Raw genomic sequence first — 18,776 nt, forward strand, 5'->3', positions numbered from 1 at the left:
TATTAACCAGGGGGTGACGTAAACACTACCTGCCTTTGCTGAAGTTGTAGATCATGCCACCCGGTTTAAGCTGTTTCTGAACTACCTGCAGTGCGGCATTCTGCATTTCCTCGGCAAGCGCGCGCCCCATGGCATCACCAGAACTGGAAGTTTGCGTTGTAACCGAACCACCAGCATCTACGTTAACAGTGGTATTGATAATCGGGGCCATCCCGCCGCCACCCTGGGCACGTACCCCCAAGCGCCCGGCAGAGTCCCGAGTTAGGGGCATGATTGCTTCAGCACCAGCCTCTGCGAAGACGCCGCCTTTCGCAAACTTAGATGCGCCCTGGAAGGTGAAATGCTGAGGAGTGTCGTAAACACCGTTCACATATTTACTGAGGCCAGGAGAGTCATAGACACCACCTTTAGCATTGAAGGTTACGCCAGCAGCGGCGTTTGCATATGCACCACCAGGCGTGCTGCCACCGCCACTGCCACCGCTTATCCAGCCCATCGCAGCCTGCACCGCATAGGCAACCATCAGCCTGTTTGTCACCTCAACAATCATCTTCAGCATCGATTTGCCGAATTCTTTTATTGAGGCTTTTCCCGTCGTCATTAAGCTGGTTAGCATGTCAGATAGACCTGTCAGCGTCGAACTAGCCACGTTCTTCACTGCGTCATAGGTGTTGGTAGCGGCATCCAGATATTCATTCCATCCAGCAACAGCCCCAGACTTCCAGTCGCCGCGCAGCTTATCCTCTTCAGAGTAATAATTTCTGAGGGCTGCCAGTTCTTTCTCATAGCCAGCATCATCAAGCTTACCACCACCGTTGAGCCAGCCTTGGCGGAGCTGAGCCTCTTCCATCATGCGCTGGCTCTGACGGCTGCTTAGGCCTGCGCTGCCTCGCAACGCTTCTGTCTTTTCCGACATCTGCGTGACGTATTTATTCGCCTGCTGCGCCAGGCCATTAATCTTCTGCTGCGCCTCTACTTCCTTGTTCTTCTGATCCACCACCTTGGCGGCGTTCAGAATGGCCTCACGGCTCGACAGTAGAGATTTCTCCTGGGCGGTCAGCGCTCGTGTTTTGGCAGCCTCATCCAATTCAGCAAAGCGAGATTGCTGTTTGCTGAATTCGGTATATCTGACCTGCGTCTCCCCAGTCTTGCGCAACGTTTCGAGTGTTTCAGTTAACGTTCTGGCCTGGGCACGGTAGTTCTCAAGAGTGCGATCGCCAGCATCCAGCGTGGCTTTTGCCTCTTTGGTCTTTTTGGCTGAGTCTTGTGCAAGCTTCGAGACTGCGTCTCTTGATTCTCGACTTGTTCCGCCATCACCTTTTACGTTAGACCCTCGCGCTTCAGCCTCATAGTTTGCCTGTGCGTTAGGCGCAGTGACGCGCTTCCAAAGCTCGTTATAGCGTTTTTTGTTCGCCTCAATCTCTTTGTCCGCTTCCGCTCCAGCCTTTTTCATTGCCTCAACGTCCATGCCGAGGAAATTAGCCAGCGCACCGCCACCCGGGATTTTGTCTGCCCAGCCAGCGATGGTGCTGGTGAACTTGGCGTCCAGAGAGGTGATATTGAGGAACAAGTCTTTGATCGAGGACTTAACCAGTTCGAAGATATCGATGATCTGGTTTCCCCAGGCGCGCACGGTAACCCCGATTTGACCGAAAATGTCGGAGGAGAAAGCTTTAATCCCGTTCCACGCCTGCCCGATATTATCGGTGGCCTCTACAATTTTATTACTGCGATCCTCCATGGTGTCGGCAAAAAGCCTTATAGCTTCGTTTGCCGCTGCTGTTTTCCCCTTCGTTTTCTCCAGGGTAATGAGGTGCTTCATCATGGCTTCATCAACAAAGCCATATTGCTGGTTCAAGCTCGCCAGGGCTTTAATAGGATCGTTTGCCAGTCGTGAAAAATCCGCCAGCGCAGCCTTCGTATCCAGCCCTGCATCACCCATAGCCAGAATGGATTTGGCAATTTTGGTCATCTGGTCGGCGGTATACTTCCCGGTGTCGTTTAGTTGGACCAGGGTATCAACAGACTCAGCCAAAGAAGCACCAGCGTTATCAGCAACATCCTTTGCCGCGTCGTTCAGTTGCTGCATGGAGGAAAAGCCAGCCCCGCCCATCAAAATGAGCGATCTGGCAACATTGTCGAACTGCTGGGATGAACTGTAGGCAGCCCCAGCCAGAAGAGCCAGCAAACCCACCGAGCCAGCAATCGCAAGGTTAAAGGTATTTAACAGGCCACCCGCCCGCCCCAGCTTCTCCGCTGCCTCACTGGTGTTGTTAAGTCCTTCAGCAGCGTCACTTATGCCTGCTGCCGACTCGGATGTTTCTCTGCTCTCTTCGTTAAACCCAAACAATGCGTCCCGCAAAGCCTGGAGCATTGGGCCTAATCCACCAAAAGAATCCTTAATTTGCCCGCCTTGCTGGAGCAAGATCAGGAAAGGGGATTGGCCTCCAGCCAACTGTGTCGCGATATCGGTGAACTGCGCCGGCAGAGTGCGCAGCGCGGCGCTGTACTGGCCAACGGAAATTCCAGCACGCCGGGCAGCAGCTTCCTGCCGGGATAGCGCCTCTGGCAGTACGTCAGCGACACCAGAGAGGCGCTCACGCGTCTGGTTAAGGATTGTGTTGAAGTGCTCGAACTGAGCACCGTTAATGCGCCCTGCTTCGAAATGGGCCACCAGCTGTGCGTGCTGTTCATCCAGTGAATTGAACGCGCGGATAGTCGGGTCGATGGATCCAAGAAGGTTCTTTAACGCTGCGGACTGCTTCTCTGCCGCCTGGGTAGCGGCTAATTCGGCCTGAGCACGTGCCGCAGCTTCTCCGGTGTCGGTCAGCTTGAGGCGGGTGTCATCCAGGATTTTGTTGTAAGCCTGAAAGGTATCGGTATCAAGGAAACCTTTGGCCTGGAATTTCCGCAGCGATTCTTGCTGCTCATCCAGGCGGTTTAAGGCCTTGGTAACCGGGTCGATATTCTCCAGCAGCCCTTTGAGCGCGTTCTGCTGCTCCTTGAGCCCTTCACTGCCTTGCTTCGCAGATTCAGCGCCAGCGCGAAACACGCTATTCAGATCATCTGCTTTATCTACAGCACCGGCCGCCGCCTGGCCGAGTTTATCCAGTTCGTTGCTGGCTGTTTTCAGGTCAGAAACATCGGCCCGCAAAGTAATCGAGGCGATCTGGTCTGTCATTATTTCGTCTCCTTATGCATTACCTTGAGAGCCTCGCTTTCCATAATTTGAAGGTCAGCCATGCAGGCCGCCGCATCCTCAACCCCGTGTAACTCGAACATCCAGGGGAGAACGTTGTAATCAAGGCCGGTCGCCCCGCTCGCGCCGACTCGCCACTGGGTCGCCAGGGAAGAGAAGATGGTGAAGGACCTCCACACCGAGGGCAGGATCCCCACCTCTTCCTCCACGTCCTCAGGCGTCAAACCAAAAGCGCTCAGCTCCGCGAGCGTCGGTCCCGGCGTGTACAACGCTGCGGCGACCTGCCTCAGTTTTTTTCGCGGATACCCATCAGCTCTTTGGTGTATGCCAGACCGATGCTGTCGAACGCGCGTGGATAGTTCCGCAGGAGGACAATAACGTTCTCGCGGTTGAACTCGTCCGGCAGCGCCCACCCCTCGACAATTTCCATGAGGTAGTCGGCCTGCGGCTCGATAGCACCCTTTTTACCTTCAGCGGACTTTTGCAGCTTTTCGTCCATAGAGCGCAGCTCTTCCAGTGTCTTATGGCGGAAAGTAAACGTCAGCTTGCCGTCTTCGGCGCCAGCGCGTGGGATGCTGGCGGTCACGGAAAACGTAGGGTTTGGGATCAGAGAAAATTTGGTCATTTCGGTTCCTTAGAAAAGAAAAACCCGCCGTAGCGGGTCGAGTATTCGAGTGCGTGATGGGAGGTTAACGGTTGTAAAGCAGGCCACCGGGCTTCAGCGCGTTTTTAATAGCATTGGTGACCGCTTCGTTCATCGCCTGTTGCAGGCCAGCTACTGACGCTGTTTGCGCATCAATATTTGCCTGGAGGGATGCGAACAAATCGCTTTCACGCACGGCATCAATGATGGCATGTTTCATTTCATCGCCAAGCCTAATCTTCGTCTTCGCGCTTGTTGCGGCGGCGTTCTCGATGATGGATGAAGCGGCTTCATGCACCGTATAGCGATCAGCCATAAACTCAACGTTGCTCTGGCCATCTTCAACTCTGAGGGTCATGCCAGCTTCGTGAGGTTTACCTTTGTAGGCGACGTTCATTTTAACGCTATAGCTCTTAGACAATACGGCATCGTCGATCTTTGCATCGGTAACGAACACCTGGCCGTTATTAATAATCAGCACCCCGTTCTTTTCGAAAGACCAGCCATCTTTCAGGACTTTGAATGCATCGCTGTTGCGGATTTCATGGTCCAGCGCCTCTACAATTTCTCCGGCATCGACAGAAGAAACACCTTCGACCCAGTCACCGGCTCGCCAATCTCGTGCTGAGCCATCTTCTGCAATTGGACGCAGGCGCACCTGCAATCTCTCACCAGCTTTGAGGCCGGAAATAAGGCATACGGTAGCTGGCCAGAAGATGCGTTCTTTCATAAGTCGGCCATCTTCATGAAGGCATTGCAGTTCTAGCACCGCGCAGCCACCCGGCCATTTCCATTCGACGTCCACACCAAAAGGTTTGGGAGTGGTTTTTACGTAAGGGACGACTGAAGGTTCTGACATTTTAATTTTCCTTTTAGACGTGAGCCTGTCGCACGGAAAAGCCGCCGAAAGTTAACGGTTTGCCCAGGCTCACAGCTGAAAGACTTTCTTTGATGTGCGCGTGCGATGCGCATAAAAAAGCCCGGCGTACCGGGCCAGATTGGTTAGTTGACCGTGACAGTACACGCAGCCGAGGTGATGGTTTTGCCCGCGGCGTCGGTGACTTCACAGGTGTAAACGCCAGCATCACCGGATGCGACAGATGAAATGTTGAACGTCGATGCGGTTTTGCCCGGAATAGCGGTGCTGCCTTTCTTCCAAACGTAGGTGTAAGGTGCTGAGCCGCCCTTCATTACCACCGCCAGATCCAGCGCTGTGCCTGTGGCAACCGATTTGGTGGCCGGCAGGTCGGTCAGGAACGCCAGCGGCGTAACGGATGAATCGGCGATCGGGTAAATCTGCATGTCCGATTCGAAGTTCATGCGCGCCTCGTTACTTTCCACGGCGTTGATTTCCGTGCGCGGTACGCGCTGGAACGATACTTTGGCTGAGTAGAAACGATCAGCTTTGCCGCGTGGGTTATGGAACCAGACTGCCGTTGTGTCGCTGGAGTCATCCAGGTCAATGAGGCGTTTGTAGATCGCCAGTTGAGGGTCGTGTGCAAAGGTATAAACCTGAACCACCGCGTTTTTAAACGTTGGGATGGTTCGCGCTTTGTCATCTTCCAGGAACTGCACGCTGATGGTCTGCTGGTCACCACCTTCAGTTGATAGTGTCATCACCTGAGGCATGGTGATCCATGAGTCGATTTTGCGCAGCGTGCCCGCGCCAGTGCCTGCCGGGAATTTGGTGGTGTCGGTAGTATCGAATGCTTCCAGCACGATTTTATTACTGGTCACCGATTTTACGCGCAGCACCATGTTATCGAGCTTTAACCAGCCGGAACTCACCTGAACTACGTCACCAGCCAGAATGCCGGAGGCCGATGCAACGGTCAGTTCGCATTCCGTCGCGTTAGAGGCTGCGGTAAAGGTGATTGGGGCTTGATAGGCCTTGGCCACGTTCACACGCGAGCCGTTAGGGATTGCGAATGCCATAGCACTCTCCTGAATTTAGGTAATAAAAAACCCGCCATCTGGCGGGTCAGTAGTCAGCGCGGTACTGCATGCTGACGGGGATGGTGTAGGTTATGGAACCACTGGAACCGTTGGGCGCCGAGGTTGGCCGGTCCTGGATGGGTTGTCTCACCTGCGGCGGCCCGTTGATGTAAACCGTCAGATCACCGTCCACCAGCGGCAGTCCTTCAGGGAATGCATCTGCCACCGACTGGGCAAGCCCTCTCGCCTGGCTCACGCCTGAGCCTGCGGGAGTAATGATGTTTACCTGCAAGATCCCCTGATAGGTACGCATCAGACCTTCTATGTCCTGACCTACAGTTTGTGCAGGTAAAACATAAACACGGGCGTATGGCGCATCCGGTGGATCGAATACGATATTCGGCCAGGCGATCGGCAAGCCGAGAGAAGCCGAGATTATGGCTACCCGGCTCTCCAGCAGGTCAGCTATTCGCATGGACTGATCACCGACCATTGCGTACCTCGCTCATTGCCTCTCGGAACAGCTGCGCCGCGTCGATAGCTGTAATGCCCACTATCCCGCCCGGCGCCTGGGTGGAATGACCGTTTTCCAGCGCTGCCGCATATGGCAGGTTATTGGTGAAGTAAATCGAGCTGACCTGGCCCACTCTGAATACCTCAAGCACCGCCATGCCACGGGAATTTGATCCCTGGCCGGAAGCATCTGGTGTATCGTTTGACTGAGTCGGCTGGCTGTCGAAACCCACATACCAGTTGTTCTTGAACCGACCACCGACATAACCCTCAGGCTTTTTGATGTCCATCGAGTCGTTGACGGCTCGCCCGTGCTTCAGGCGTCCGGCTTTAGTGAGATTGGCCGGGTCTTGGCGCAGTGCCGCGTTATGCTCCCGTACCGCCGTGTTGTAAGCCGATGCCGTCTGGTTCACCTGCCAGAGATCGGGATTACCAATCGGTGACATTTCCACCAGCCGACCGAGTATTTTGATACCTGTCCTACGCACCACCTCGTCCATATCCTGCTTTGAGCTATCCACGAATAACTGAATGGCAGCCAGGAACGGCTGATTTACGGAACTGGACATATCAGGTCCTTAGCTGGATGTTATAGGAAATCAGCACATCTGCGGGCTTAACCGGATTCGGCTGAACCACGCGCCACTTTTTGCCGTCGATATCAATGAGGTCGCCAATGCGCACTTCCGTTTCAAACGTGGCCGCCAATTTTTTATCGCCCGTAGCAATTAGTGAACCGTCGATTTCACGCGTGGAGTATTCGGTGATAACGCCGGTAACGGTCGCTGTAATAGGCTCGGTGATAACCTCTTTCCCGTACTGATCGCGGGTGATGGTTCCGCCGCGAGTCAGTTGGTAGGCTTTGCCGTTCTCCGTCAGCAGCCGCGTTGCCGTGGCGCGCATCCGGCGATAGTCGATTGCCATGCTACCCCCTTTCGATCCGGACCTGGTTGCCGCCCACCACAAGCCCGCGCAGCGAGGAATAGAACCAGGGGAATGAAGGAGTGGCCTTATTCGTTCCCGGCTCGTACTGCACAGAGACGGCCCCCTGTACGCTCTCAGCTATGACCGCGCCGCCACCGGAGACCGACGGCGTGAGATCAATCTCCTGCGACTCGATAGCCAGGCGGCATTGGGCATCAATCAGGCGCTGTGGAATAGCATCATCCGGCAGGTCCACGCCATCGAAGCGTACGCCGGAGCGCGGCCAGGATAGAGGCTGAGATGCGCTGTAGCGCTGACCACGCCAGAACCTTCCTTCCAGAAAGTCCATCGACTGCATCAGCATCTGGCTACACTCGCCATCTTCGGCAGGAATGGTGTATCCGCGCGCGGCGGCAAAGACCCGCAGGTCGGACACGCTGGCGTAGCTGTTAAAGTCCGGCGAATGGGGATCGGCAACCAGCATGGTTATTCCTCCAGACGCCAGTCCAGCGCCAGCCAGTTATCCACTTCAGCAGGGTGAACATCAGCGCGCAGCGGACCGCCGGGGAACTCTGGGATATCACGCACCATGACCACCAGCTCAATACCTGGCTGTTCCTGCTGCTGTTCCTGCTGCTGTTCCTGCTGGGCAGGGTTATTATCAGCAGTCTGCTGATCTGCAAGCTTTTCCGCTTCACGCTGCGCGCGCTGCTCTTTTGTTAATCCGGCCATCGGGCCTCCTGAATAACAAAGGGGCCGAAGCCCCCTGGGTTAACCCATGATGATGGTGGAATGTTCAGGCTGAACGGAGGCCACACCCCACGCCACACCAACCTCGTAACGTACCTGACGGTACTGGCGGTACAGCGCGATCTGGAAGGTAATACCAGAGACCGGATCGGTTACGTTCATCACGTCATCAGCGGTATCGCCGCCTTTTGGCATGGCCGGGGTACGGCAAGCCAGCAGGAATGCGTTACGGTCAAAGGCAACGTTTGGCACGAACTCGCTCAGCACAGTGACAGTTGCCTGATCTGCCAGATCCTGACGCAGGCCAGGTGCGCCGATGGTGATAGTTGAAGAGGTTGCCGCTACAACCATGTACTGGTTGTCATCACCATCGAACTTCACTGCGGTCCCGGCAGCAATACCGCCAGTGCCAGCAGAGATAGCAATAATGATGTCGCCCTCTTTCTTCTCGCCATTGACCTTATAGCCCGCCGCCGTGCTTTTCGCGGTGCGCTTGATGTTGGCGGATTCGTGCAGGTTAAAGCCCATCACACGACCAATGATGCCTTCACGCAGCAGCTGATCGGTACCGGCTTCGTTCGCTTTGAACAGTACGGACTGTTTACCACGGATTGACGCCATCGCTTCGCCGCCCAGTACCATGCGCAGGTCAGTGGTTGGTGCGCCGTTATCAGTCAGCACCTGCCGAGCGTTCGCCGCATCAGACAGGTCGTCTTTGACACTGAACGGTGTATCTTTTGGAGCACCAACAGCGCGGGAAGACTTATAAGCCAGCGATGCCAGGTCAGCATCCATTTCGTTGCTCAGTGCGCGGAACGCCTGAGAAAACTGGTCAGCCAGGACAATGTCATAAGTGCCTGATGGCCCGATGGCAAGCTGCTCTTCACCATTCCATTTGACCGGGGCCATTTTGGATTTGGTGATTTTCACGTCCACGGTACCAATGTTCTGATCTCCGTCGTTTGGTGCGGTCGGTGCCGGTGTGATGTCTACCGTGGTGGTTTTTGGTGCCACTGGCGCGGTGACGGTCTGGTCTTTAGCTGCAGCATCGGCCTTAGCGTTACGAGCCACTGCCGGGATAAAACCTACCTGCTCACGTGAAACGCGGTTAAGCGCCGTATAAATGGTCGGGATCAGGCCAGTCAAAGTATTAGACATGTATTTATTCCTTTCGATTAATCAACGATGCTTGTGCCGCCGCCAATCACAGCCTGTTGCTCTGCTGGAGGTAATGCATCAAACGCATCGCGTTTCATGGTTTTTTGCCCGGCCTGATGCTGCGACTGGTGAGAACCACCGCCGCTGTTGCCGGACGATTTGAGGATGTAGTCTTTCTGCGGGTGCGACTCGACCAGAGATTCCAGCGCTTCATCGAAGCTAGCCAGCTCGCCAGGCTTGGTGCGAGAGAACACCTTATTGCCCTGACCGTCGAAGGCCACGACCTTGCCGTCTTCGATTTTGAAGTTCTGCCCGAAGTACGAACGCACGAACTCAGCCGGGATCGCCATCTTCTCTGAAATGAATTTGGAGCCACCGAAGCGGCCGCCGATCATCTCGTCGTAGAGCTGGCTTTCGAGCTGTTTGGTCTTGCCGTTCGCTTCATCCAGCTGCTGCTGGAATACCTTGGTAATCTCAGCCTTAACCTGGTCAACAGCGCCAGCGTCGATCAGTTTTTTCTGGTCGATTTTGGTCATCATCTCCAGGGCTTCGAGCGCCTTGGTCGGATCGGTGATGCCAGAGAATTTCGCGAGACTGGCTTCCGCCGCCTCCTTCGCTTCACGGTGAGTTTTAGCTTCACCATTCAGGGAGGTGATTTTGGTCATCGCTGCGGCTGCGTCGAACGGGATTTCTTTGCCATCATCATGGATGTACACAGGCATACCGTTTTCAACGACCACATTTCCGTTAGCATCAAGTTTCAGTTTCATTGTTTTTGCTCCAGCCTTCCGGCCATTGGTAATAGGTCATCCGACCCGGTCACCGCGTCGCATCCGCTCAGCGGCAGGCATAAAAAAGGCCACCCGAAGGCAGCCTGTTAGATAAATTCGACGGTTATTACGCCGCGCAGTTTGCGGGTATAGACTTCATCGCGCTTTCGCTTGTGAATCCGCAGCGGGTGTGGATGGATGCAGGCTATACCTCGCTTAACGTCAGCCCATACACAGCTCTTAACTTCGTTGCCATTAACGAACACCCGTCGCTTGCCACGCCCATCGCCCACACAGTGAAAATCGTCGTTACGCATCTGCTATTCCTCAAACGCCGACGCATCCACGCGGCGCAGTTCGTCCAGGGTAAGAAACTCCCCGGCATCATTGAACATCTCCGGCACCGTGATTTTGCCGTCACGTAGCATCATGGCGCGGGTGACGCCCAGCACCTGCTCCTGCCGTGCGTACGGTTGCCGGGTAAGCCAATCGGCATAGCTGGTATGCGCTGGTACCTGCCCATCCATCGAAGCGCGTGTGGCGCTGCTCAGTTCGCCAGAGGCTATCTGCAATTCCTCCCACGATTTAGTGATCAGAATTTCGCATGAGCGACAGCAGAAATGAATTTTGCCGGGCCCGCGCAGATATGGGATTGCATGGCCCAGCGGCTTGCCATCGAGCGAGTAGAGTTTGCGGTCGCGGATGATGCACCACTGGCTGGTGTGGGTGTCCAGAGTCGAAGACCACTGTTTCGCCTTCACGATATCGCTGTTGGCTTGGGCGAACTCCTGGCGCGCTGTAGCGGCCACATGGTTCACCGCCGTGCGGGTTACTACCGCAAGGTCTCGACGTGAGGCATTGATAACCCCGTCCTGGCGTTTAAGTTGCGGCGTGCCGGCGACCCGCTTCACAATCTGCTCGACGGTTTCTCCCTGAAGAAATCCTGTGCGTACGGCACTGGTAATTTTTTCCAGCCGATCCGATTCGAGTTTCTTGCCCCACTCTTTCAGCAACCTCCCCTGGAACGGCTGCGCCACCGCAGCAGCATAGACCTGTTCCGGGACAATGCTTTGCAGCGGGACGTGCTTAAGCACCTGACCGGGAATAAGGCTGCTGAACAGGTCAAACTGATACCCGGTCTCATAATCAGCGTAACGCGTCAGTTCGCGCATCAGAGCAGCATTGACCGGTTCGTAGGCCTGCTGGTTTAGATCCCGCACACCAGCCAGTAGCGATGCAAGGCGACGCGCGCTGTAGGTGTCAGCGCGCTTACCCTCCAGCAGTACAAGCAGTCGGGCAGCCAGTTCAGCATCCATCCTGTTAAGCAGCGTCACCATTCGTCGGGCAACGCCCGTACCGTAGCGCGTCACGTAAAGTCCGTGAGCTATGGTCTCGTCCTGCAACCTGTCGTTTACCGAACGAGCCATATCACACCTCACCCGGCGGCGGTTCAGTCAGAGATGCTGACTCAGCAAGCAACTCGCTCAGAACCACATCGGGATCAGCGTCGGCATCAATCAGGTTGAGTTTTTGCAGGGCTTTGATTGCATCGATACGACGAAGGTCACCGCCCTGGCGCAGCGACTGAATGGCCATAGCCGCTGGTGGATTAAACTCTTTCGACTCGACATCAAGCTCGGTGCGCACATCAACGTTGCCGCCTTCCGCTTCACCGATGTACTCAGCCATGATTTGCAGGATATTGTCGATCGCATCTTCCAGGCTTGTCGCCATGGTGTAGAGCGGTGACTGCTCCTGCATTTTCTCTTCAGAGGTCTGGTCTACCGATTTAGTTGAGGTGTTTTCGGTGCGCAGCAGCTTCGCACCCGCCTGTCGCATCTGCTCCACCAGCTCTGCCAGCGACTCTTTGCCGGCACCGATGGAGGAACCTGTGTGCTCGACGTATTCCAGACCCTGCCTTTGCCGATCGGAGAATGAAGTGGCAGAGGATGAGCCAATCACAAGTTCTTGCCCCTCCTCCAGCCCGAACACCGTGAGCAACGGCACTCTGGCGACGTGCAGGATGTTGTCCTGCTCGCTTTGACTCTGCCAGTGCTTGATATTCAGCAGAGCCATGTTGAGAAGCGGTGGTGAACCACACATAAACCCGGTGCGTTTGGTGTAGAGCGTGACCAGAGTGATATCCTGGCGGGATGTCTGCCACTCCTCGAATAGCGCCCAGTTCGCGGCACCGTCAGCATCCTTGGCCTTGCGGTAAATTTCCACCTTTCCAGGTGTCAGGTACCGAATTTGCTCGACCTTAGTCTGCCCGAAGTCGTCGCCGTCTTCGACCACAACCTCTTTGATACGCAGCGCAGTCAGCACCACTTTGCCGTCCACCATTTTCGACTTCCAGCCAATTACCTGGCGTGGATTGAGCATGGTGACATAGGGGCGCGCGCCGGTAGCTTTCTCTTCAGCTTTGGTTTTCACCTTTTCGGTGTCCACCCTGGGATAATCCACCAGCGCGTGGGAGAGGCCATACTGCATCGCCAGACCGAAGAAGGCCTGCGCCCATACGTCCAGGCGCGTCCCTTCAAGGTCGAAGTTTTTCGCATACTCTCGCAGCTGATCCGGCACATTCTCGGCAAGCTTAATAGGCTCTGCGAATACACGCCCGATGTTTTGCTTAATGGTCTCTTCGTAGGCTGGCAGAAGCGTGGCCACGGCGAGGCGTTTTTTGTAGTCCTCTTTGTCTTCTTTCGGCCAGCGCGGTAGATATTGCTCGCCCAGCTGTCGCATATAGAGCGTGCCGCCCATCAGGGCATCGTTGATATCCCACGCCTCGACCATGTTCCCATAGTCCAGATTGGGTGTTGAGATGTCAGGCATGGAGTTACATCCGTAGGTTGGTGACTTTGCCGGTTGGTTTGCGACGGTTTGTCTTCACGACCCCGAAATAGCGGAAACCGTCAGAACCGTGTGATGTTTTGTCGTGTAGCGGCTTATCTTTCCAGCAGCCGCGCTTGTCGTCCCACTCTTTGCGGTATCCCTCAAGATGGGAGATCCCTTCAGCACATTTCTCTTCATCAAATACGCAGCGAGGCAGAATCTCACGCACCGACTCAATGCCGGTATCGACTGATTCCTTTGGCACCACTAGGAACTTCAACGAGTATTTATGCCCGTCGATTTCATAACCTTCACGTGCAATCTCACGCCGGGACTTGGCATCACTACCGAACTCCCTGTTGTCGATATCGTGCGGCCCCCAGTGCTCACCATAGGTGTAGCCTCGGTCTTTCAGAACCTTCATGTAGTGCCGCAGGCCCTCGCCAGAGTTTTCGTAGTAGTCGATGATATGGAACTCTTCGCCGACCTCGCGAACGAACCAGATTGCCGTGGAGTCACCCACACCGATATCCCAGAACGTGTGCACCGGGAGGTGTGAGTTATCCGGGATTTTGCCGATCCGCTTGTTGGTGTAGAGCCAGCGGAATTGCTTGGCGTAATACGCGCCCTCGACAGACTGCTGGAACGCCTCAGCCGGAATGGTCGGGTACTCTCGCTTCATATCATCGCCGAGGGTCTTCTCTTTGGCGTGATACCAGGCTTTCTGGCGTTCGTTGACGACTACACCATGCTTTGCTTCCATCTCGGCGAAGTAATCAATCAGGCGCTGCGGTAAAGGCTCTACCGGGTCGATTGCATACTGCGGATTCTTCCACCAGGAGAAGAAGAAAAACTTCCAGTCTAGTGCGGATAACGTTTTACCCTGAAGCAACGCTTTCTCAGCCGTCTGGCAGTAATCGAAGAAATATCCCGCCCGCCCCTCTGCCGTGCTTTCGATAGTGGCAAAGCATCCGGTTGATACCGCCTCAAATGCACCAGTGACGATTTCACGGGCTTTATGAGGAAACTTGGCGCATATCTTCCCAAACTCGGACACGTGCAGGTAACGCAGCGTACCACCACGAAATGAGGTGCTGACGTATAACGACCCACCCTTCTGAAATACCAACTCCCCTGAAGAGTCATTGCTCGCCGGGTTCGCAGCTTTTATTTCTTTAGGCAGCTTGTCGTACGCGTACTTCACTTTCTCGCGGAACAGGCGCTTAGCGTCATTCAACGTGTGGGCAATCAGCGCGCACTTCGCAGACTCAAACAGGGCCGCGTCGAGCTGGATGATGCACACCTCAGTGGTGAAACCTAGCTGGCGAGCTTTCAGGATGATGTTGCGGGTGTGGATCCCCTCGAAGTATTCCCGCTGCTCAGGCGTCATCCTGAAGCGAGTAGGCTTACCCTCTTTGTCGGTGATCCAGTAAAGGTTGTTCAGCCGCCAGTCTTTGTCGGACAGCAGCTTCAGATGCTCAGGTTTCATTACGCCCCCTGAGACAGTGAATCCATCAGGTTAGACAGGTCATCAACCGTCTTATTGCCTTCCTCGGTGTCGAGGTTATACGCCTTGCGCTCAGCGTTTATAACTTTGATTTGAGCATCGACACCGGCCGTGATCGAACGTGACATTGAGGCATGATTTTCTTCCGTGATATCCGCATCTTCGAGGAAGTCGCGCAGCTTATTAGTGATGCCTCGCCATGCCGCCAGACTTTCTCGATGAGCCATGACTACAGCGGCAGCCTCATCGGAGGCCTGGTCAATAATCTGCTCATCAGTAACCACTGGTGACTGGTTACCGTCTTTGGTTACCGACTTGGTTACCTTGGCCTTGGTTGCCGCCCTGACCTTTTCTGTCAGGTCGCGCTGCCATCCTTCTTTGTTTGCTCTCTTCAGGATGGTGGCATGGTTAACGCCATGCTTTTCGCCGATGGCCCTTACTGACAATGAACCAGCCCGGTAAGCCGATTCAATGGCCTCCCAATCTGGTTTGCTCATTGGTTACTCCGTTATTTCTTTACAGGCTCATACTTCAGCTTCTGGCTAATGCCATGCTTGACGAGGAAGTTTCTCACCTTTTGGTAATCAGGCTCGCAACGCATCATCAGGCAGAACACTGTCAGCGTCCTGAGGTAGACAGGAACCCACCACCTGCTTTTGATTTCAGCTGACAGTCTGCACATCGCCATTGATTTCTTCCTCGGTAGGAACCGGCGTGAACTCCACGCGCTTCACATCGGCAGGAGCGAAATACAGCCATTGGCCCGTTTCTGTCGCAAGCGGCACAAAGCCGTTAACCAGCTCAGGCTGACGTCGTGACATCTTGCCCGTGAAGGTTTCGCCTGTTTGGGTGGTTAGCGTGATTTGGTAAATGTCGGACATTGAGAGCCTCTTTATCCGTTTGTTAGGGTATTGCCATTACGATGAGCCTACCCATGGTGATGGCAATAAAAAACCGCACGATGGCGGCTACTGTTTGAATATCAGGGTGTTACTTGTCATTAACCCTGGGTAAGGTAAGCATTCATCCCGTCAGTGGTGGGACACTGGCGCACATATGCGCAGAGGGATGGCTGAATAACTCTTCGAAGGAATAAGGATGATCACCAAAGTAAAAATCAAATTTATTTCCCCTATTGATGGATCGGTATCAGATACCCCCACGGAGCATGCAATTCCCGTAGTTCCATTGACAATATGGCCAAGTAGCCCAAAAGATATAAACGTTTATAAACCAAATGGATTGAAGGCTGGTGCCTACGCACTTATAGATACCGGAGCAGATCTTTGCTATGTGGATTCAGACTTTGCTGACAATTTAAAACTCCCAGTCGCGGAAAAAACAACTGTAAGCGGAGCCACCTCAACAATAGAAACTACAGTTCGGCATGCGGTGATATCGTTCACTGAGGACGAAAGAGTTTTTTCAACAGAATTGACTTCAGTGCCATTGGTAAGTAACGGGAGAAAATTCCAGGTCGTTTTCGGAATGCAACTAATTAAAATGGGCGCCCTTACGATGGATTTTTCCAATCAAGTATTTGAGTTAACATTTTTTAACTAACCCCCCAGGGATACCTCCCTCTTTTGCAAGACTGGATAAGGGCATTGCTTTTGCTGTTTTCCTAGAATCGGTACCAGAATTGAGTTGCGATTTAATATCTTTTAATTCGCTCTCAATTCTCTTTACACGTTCAGCTAAAGTCATGATTGCCTCTTAATAATCGCTTAACATCTACAAAGCCTGCCCGAAGACAATACTTACCATTATCAAGCCCACCAGCAGGTGAGCTTTGTAATGGCTGCCACTACCCGGAGTGGCCACGCTCATGCCCTTGAGACGCTGTCGCTTCATCGCCGCTTATAACCGGTGCGTGTCTGGCGTTCGCGCTGCTTTACCGGAGCATGTTCCCTTACTTACCCTCACAACGGTCTGCTATACCTGCTCGCCATTACGCGACTCGGGGCAGCATCATGACTGCTGCATTGCCTTTCCGGCCTATCCGCTTTATTGGTTCATTGGCTTTCTCCCGGCAATAAAAAACCGCCCTGAGGCGGCTTATGCTTCTTGAAAATATTTCATGTTGAATTAGGAATTTTCGCACCAATAACAGATTTGCCCAATCCGGGATAACCTCTGGAAAATTCTATGATTCATACTGTTCATTTTTTATGCCCAGTCAATCCAAGCACAGTAAGCTTGCTTCAAAACAACATTTTGTCAGCAATAGCTCAAGGGGCAACCCGAATCAACCTACACATTTCGAGCTCTGGCGGCGACGTAACATCCGGCTTTACCGCTTACAATTTCATCAAAACACTTCCAATTCCAGTTTATTGCTTCAACATTAGCAATATAGATTCTATTGCTAATGCGATTTTCCTCGCTGGGATAAAGCGCTTTGCTAATCATGGAGCAAGATTTTTGTTGCATCCCTTTCAGTGGAACTTCGGCGGAATGCAAAGTGTCGATCACGAACGAATGCGCGAATGGGTATCTAGTTTAGATCACGACCTTGACCGCCTCGTTTCTATCTTTAACGAGGAAACTGTTTCCGCTGGACAATTCACTGACTGGCGTGAGCTGATCAGAACTTCTTCCATTCTTAATCCTGAGAGAGCTGCAACTCTCGGCCTTATTGAAGGTATTCAGGAGGCTAGCATCGTTGAACCCAATGCTACCTGGTGGATTAATTGTTGACATAAAGTAACCTTTCAGAGCCCGATTATTTTTAAGATTATAGTCGGGCTTAATCATTGCGATTGTCAAATAAATGTTCAATTAAGAATCTTTTTCTTGCAATTGACCTGCCAAGATCTGTTATGCGTCAGGATGTCTTTCTTCGTCTGGCGGTCCATAACGTCGATGTCGTGATCAGTCAGGTAGATTGGCTTTACCCAGTCACAGGCGGTATCAACCACCACCGGGACGCTTCCACGTGTCCCGCAGCTCGCGATCAACATCGTTGCCAGGCATATGGTTAACAGTCTGCTGTACATTGCTGGCCTCTTTCGTTGCTTCAACCCGGCGCTCTGCAACTGCTTCAGTGGCGGCGGCCTTCTCTTCAGTGCGTTGCTGATCGGCTTTAGCTTCCGCTTTGCTGGTGCCGCGGATATGGCCCAGGCCAAAAGCGCCTGCAATGGCGGAAATGACCAGTGCGGCCAGCCCGATTATCGTTTCGATACCCACATTCACCTCACACCAGAACTGATTTCGCCAGGTTAAACAGCGCGCGACGTTTATCCAGACCATTACGTCCACCGTTGATAAGCAGCGTAACGCGCTCAACATCGCCGGAATGAAGCAGGCAACCGCGGGACGAATAGAACCATGCAGCGGAGCGCGCAGCATATTCATCCTGTTCCAGCAATTCAGGCTGGGTTACAAGGTCCAACTTCAGCGCGTGGCCACAGTTGCGGTAATTGCTGAGCCCGGTGATTTGCTTCAGGCCGCGACCGCGATATTTCCAGCCATCACCAGCAACCTGGTTGCCCAGGTTCTTTTTGCCCCACTCACCGCCATAAACCAGATTGGCTATCGCTTTCTGATTTGCCGGTTGCGTTGCCGTTCTGCCAAGTGCGGCGGCCTGCTGTGCAGTAATGCGATGCTTGCCGAACGTAGGTACCAGGTTTTCTGCCGCATAGTTCAGGTTTTCCACCAGCCGGGTGAAACCGCCGGACTCATGGCCCATCTGCGCGATAAACATGGCCTGATCGAGCGGCGCGGTTATGCCGAATTCCTTCATTGCAGCATCGATATAGTGAAACCAGCGCACGGCTAGACCGGCGCTTATACCTGCCGCCTTTTCAAATTGTGTTTGGTTCATTAGTGCCTCAGATGATCTACCAGACGTGCCAGATTTCCCCGGGCCCTCATAACGGCGGCGCAGATAAGGAGGTTTGCCACCACCACCAGCCAGCTGGAGTCACGATAGAGACCGAAGATAAACTGCAACGGGATAACGGCATAAACCAGTACGGTTACATACGCCATGATAGAGATGAAAGGACGATGCCGGGCGCCATGTCGCTGGTAGAACATCAGAACGATAACAATTACCGCGCAGATAAATGCATTAAAGAATGCAGTCAGCTCACCTGCCATTTCCCCCTCCTCCGCGTAAACGCGAGAAAAAGCTGAACAGGCTGTTCAGATCCTGGTTATTAAGATAAGTTAGGATTTTGATACACAGGGCAGACAGAATCACTGCTCCTAGTGCATCCAACGGTTTTTCATATCGCGATGCGGCATTTAGCAGTGAGCCAACAAATCCAGCCCCAAGCACCCCAACGATAAACGACGTCAGAAAATACCCAGCCAGTCGTGCACGAGACAGGTTCGTTGCTGTTGCGACGTAGAACACCGCACCACCAAACGCCCCAAACACCACACCGAAATCTGTATGAGTAAAGACGCCGTACAGGACTGAACCCAGCAGGCCGCCGCCGAGAACTGCGCCGGTGCCGGTTAATGGATCGGACATTAAGCCCCCTCTTATTGCTGTTGATCCTCTCAGAAGGTTGAGGGGAAACAAAAAAGGCCACC

Annotated in this window: 25 protein-coding genes; 2 read left to right on the forward strand and 23 right to left on the reverse strand. The window is 53.7% G+C overall.

Annotated features, from left to right (window positions below):
* Window positions 1–25 precede the first annotated feature (25 nt).
* The 18 genes from L3069_RS16635 to L3069_RS16720 form a co-directional block, all read right to left on the reverse strand.
* Window positions 26–3,181 carry a phage tail tape measure protein gene (locus tag L3069_RS16635; protein ID WP_063843874.1) on the reverse strand — a complete coding sequence of 1,052 codons (3,156 nt, stop codon included), beginning with the start codon at window positions 3,179–3,181 and terminating at the stop codon, window positions 26–28.
* Window positions 3,181–3,468, reverse strand: a complete 288-nt coding sequence (locus tag L3069_RS16640) for a DUF1799 domain-containing protein (RefSeq protein WP_016247126.1) — start codon at window positions 3,466–3,468, stop codon at window positions 3,181–3,183. The genes L3069_RS16635 and L3069_RS16640 overlap by 1 nt, the downstream gene beginning before the upstream one ends.
* A gap of 17 nt (window positions 3,469–3,485) precedes the next feature.
* The gene (locus tag L3069_RS16645) at window positions 3,486–3,824 is read right to left on the reverse strand and encodes a phage tail assembly chaperone (RefSeq protein ID WP_039270151.1); all 339 of its coding nucleotides are present in this window, start codon (window positions 3,822–3,824) and stop codon (window positions 3,486–3,488) included.
* Between the two features lie 64 nt (window positions 3,825–3,888).
* Window positions 3,889–4,701 carry a DUF1983 domain-containing protein gene (locus tag L3069_RS16650; protein ID WP_053337475.1) on the reverse strand — a complete coding sequence of 271 codons (813 nt, stop codon included), beginning with the start codon at window positions 4,699–4,701 and terminating at the stop codon, window positions 3,889–3,891.
* A gap of 143 nt (window positions 4,702–4,844) precedes the next feature.
* Complete coding sequence (locus tag L3069_RS16655; protein ID WP_039270149.1) at window positions 4,845–5,777, reverse strand: phage tail tube protein; 933 nt, start codon at window positions 5,775–5,777, stop codon at window positions 4,845–4,847.
* Between the two features lie 46 nt (window positions 5,778–5,823).
* Window positions 5,824–6,270 (reverse strand): phage tail terminator-like protein, encoded by a 447-nt coding sequence (locus L3069_RS16660; RefSeq protein WP_025759418.1) that lies wholly within the window; start codon window positions 6,268–6,270, stop codon window positions 5,824–5,826.
* Window positions 6,260–6,859: a hypothetical protein gene (locus L3069_RS16665; protein ID WP_039270145.1), complete on the reverse strand. Its 600-nt coding sequence runs from the start codon at window positions 6,857–6,859 to the stop codon at window positions 6,260–6,262. The genes L3069_RS16660 and L3069_RS16665 overlap by 11 nt, the downstream gene beginning before the upstream one ends.
* Before the next feature lies 1 nt (window position 6,860).
* A complete protein-coding gene (locus tag L3069_RS16670; RefSeq protein WP_039270143.1) occupies window positions 6,861–7,214 on the reverse strand; it encodes a hypothetical protein in 354 nt (117 codons plus the stop codon).
* A 1-nt stretch (window position 7,215) separates the two neighbouring features.
* A complete protein-coding gene (locus L3069_RS16675; protein WP_039270141.1) occupies window positions 7,216–7,698 on the reverse strand; it encodes a DnaT-like ssDNA-binding protein in 483 nt (160 codons plus the stop codon).
* Window positions 7,699–7,700: 2 nt separating this feature from the next.
* Window positions 7,701–7,946 (reverse strand): hypothetical protein, encoded by a 246-nt coding sequence (locus tag L3069_RS16680; protein WP_063843875.1) that lies wholly within the window; start codon window positions 7,944–7,946, stop codon window positions 7,701–7,703.
* 39 nt (window positions 7,947–7,985) lie between these two features.
* Window positions 7,986–9,122, reverse strand: coding sequence for a P22 phage major capsid protein family protein (locus L3069_RS16685; RefSeq protein WP_039270137.1), 1,137 nt, complete (start codon window positions 9,120–9,122; stop codon window positions 7,986–7,988).
* Window positions 9,123–9,139: 17 nt separating this feature from the next.
* Window positions 9,140–9,892, reverse strand: a complete 753-nt coding sequence (locus L3069_RS16690) for a DUF6651 domain-containing protein (protein ID WP_039270135.1) — start codon at window positions 9,890–9,892, stop codon at window positions 9,140–9,142.
* Between the two features lie 107 nt (window positions 9,893–9,999).
* Window positions 10,000–10,209 (reverse strand): hypothetical protein, encoded by a 210-nt coding sequence (locus L3069_RS16695; RefSeq protein ID WP_039270133.1) that lies wholly within the window; start codon window positions 10,207–10,209, stop codon window positions 10,000–10,002.
* A gap of 3 nt (window positions 10,210–10,212) precedes the next feature.
* Entirely contained in the window at window positions 10,213–11,319 is a 1,107-nt protein-coding gene (locus L3069_RS16700) for a phage minor head protein (RefSeq protein ID WP_039270131.1), read from the reverse strand.
* Between the two features lies 1 nt (window position 11,320).
* Entirely contained in the window at window positions 11,321–12,724 is a 1,404-nt protein-coding gene (locus L3069_RS16705; protein WP_022651637.1) for a DUF4055 domain-containing protein, read from the reverse strand.
* A gap of 4 nt (window positions 12,725–12,728) precedes the next feature.
* The gene (locus L3069_RS16710) at window positions 12,729–14,213 is read right to left on the reverse strand and encodes a hypothetical protein (protein WP_057059785.1); all 1,485 of its coding nucleotides are present in this window, start codon (window positions 14,211–14,213) and stop codon (window positions 12,729–12,731) included.
* On the reverse strand, window positions 14,213–14,728 hold the full coding sequence (locus L3069_RS16715) for a hypothetical protein (RefSeq protein WP_039025437.1): 516 nt from the start codon (window positions 14,726–14,728) through the stop codon (window positions 14,213–14,215). The genes L3069_RS16710 and L3069_RS16715 overlap by 1 nt, the downstream gene beginning before the upstream one ends.
* A gap of 165 nt (window positions 14,729–14,893) precedes the next feature.
* Entirely contained in the window at window positions 14,894–15,112 is a 219-nt protein-coding gene (locus L3069_RS16720) for a hypothetical protein (protein ID WP_039270119.1), read from the reverse strand.
* Between the two features lie 217 nt (window positions 15,113–15,329).
* Between L3069_RS16720 and L3069_RS16725 the strand changes: the two genes are divergently transcribed.
* Window positions 15,330–15,794: a retropepsin-like aspartic protease gene (locus L3069_RS16725; protein ID WP_023330226.1), complete on the forward strand. Its 465-nt coding sequence runs from the start codon at window positions 15,330–15,332 to the stop codon at window positions 15,792–15,794.
* Here L3069_RS16725 and L3069_RS16730 read toward each other — a convergent pair.
* Complete coding sequence (locus tag L3069_RS16730) at window positions 15,777–15,938, reverse strand: hypothetical protein (RefSeq protein WP_023303625.1); 162 nt, start codon at window positions 15,936–15,938, stop codon at window positions 15,777–15,779. The two genes, L3069_RS16725 and L3069_RS16730, sit on opposite strands and share 18 nt — an antisense overlap.
* Window positions 15,939–16,379: 441 nt before the next feature.
* On the opposite strand from L3069_RS16730, the gene L3069_RS16735 reads away from it, so the two are divergent.
* Complete coding sequence (locus L3069_RS16735) at window positions 16,380–16,931, forward strand: ATP-dependent Clp protease proteolytic subunit (protein ID WP_039270116.1); 552 nt, start codon at window positions 16,380–16,382, stop codon at window positions 16,929–16,931.
* Between the two features lie 213 nt (window positions 16,932–17,144).
* On the opposite strand, the gene L3069_RS16740 is transcribed toward L3069_RS16735, so the two are convergent.
* Genes L3069_RS16740 through L3069_RS16755 form a run of 4 tightly spaced genes read right to left on the reverse strand, consistent with a single transcriptional unit; the run spans window position 17,145 to window position 18,714 of the window.
* On the reverse strand, window positions 17,145–17,420 hold the full coding sequence (locus L3069_RS16740) for a hypothetical protein (RefSeq protein ID WP_039272084.1): 276 nt from the start codon (window positions 17,418–17,420) through the stop codon (window positions 17,145–17,147).
* Window positions 17,421–17,427: 7 nt separating this feature from the next.
* Entirely contained in the window at window positions 17,428–18,057 is a 630-nt protein-coding gene (locus L3069_RS16745) for a glycoside hydrolase family 19 protein (protein WP_039270113.1), read from the reverse strand.
* Window positions 18,057–18,335, reverse strand: coding sequence for a phage holin family protein (locus L3069_RS16750; RefSeq protein WP_023306758.1), 279 nt, complete (start codon window positions 18,333–18,335; stop codon window positions 18,057–18,059). Before L3069_RS16750 ends, L3069_RS16745 begins: the two co-directional genes overlap by 1 nt.
* Complete coding sequence (locus L3069_RS16755) at window positions 18,325–18,714, reverse strand: phage holin family protein (protein WP_023306759.1); 390 nt, start codon at window positions 18,712–18,714, stop codon at window positions 18,325–18,327. Before L3069_RS16755 ends, L3069_RS16750 begins: the two co-directional genes overlap by 11 nt.
* Window positions 18,715–18,776 lie beyond the last annotated feature (62 nt).

Origin of the sequence: Enterobacter cloacae complex sp. ECL411 (assembly GCF_021869665.1) — a bacterium.
Classification (GTDB): Bacteria; Pseudomonadota; Gammaproteobacteria; order Enterobacterales; family Enterobacteriaceae; genus Enterobacter; species Enterobacter intestinihominis.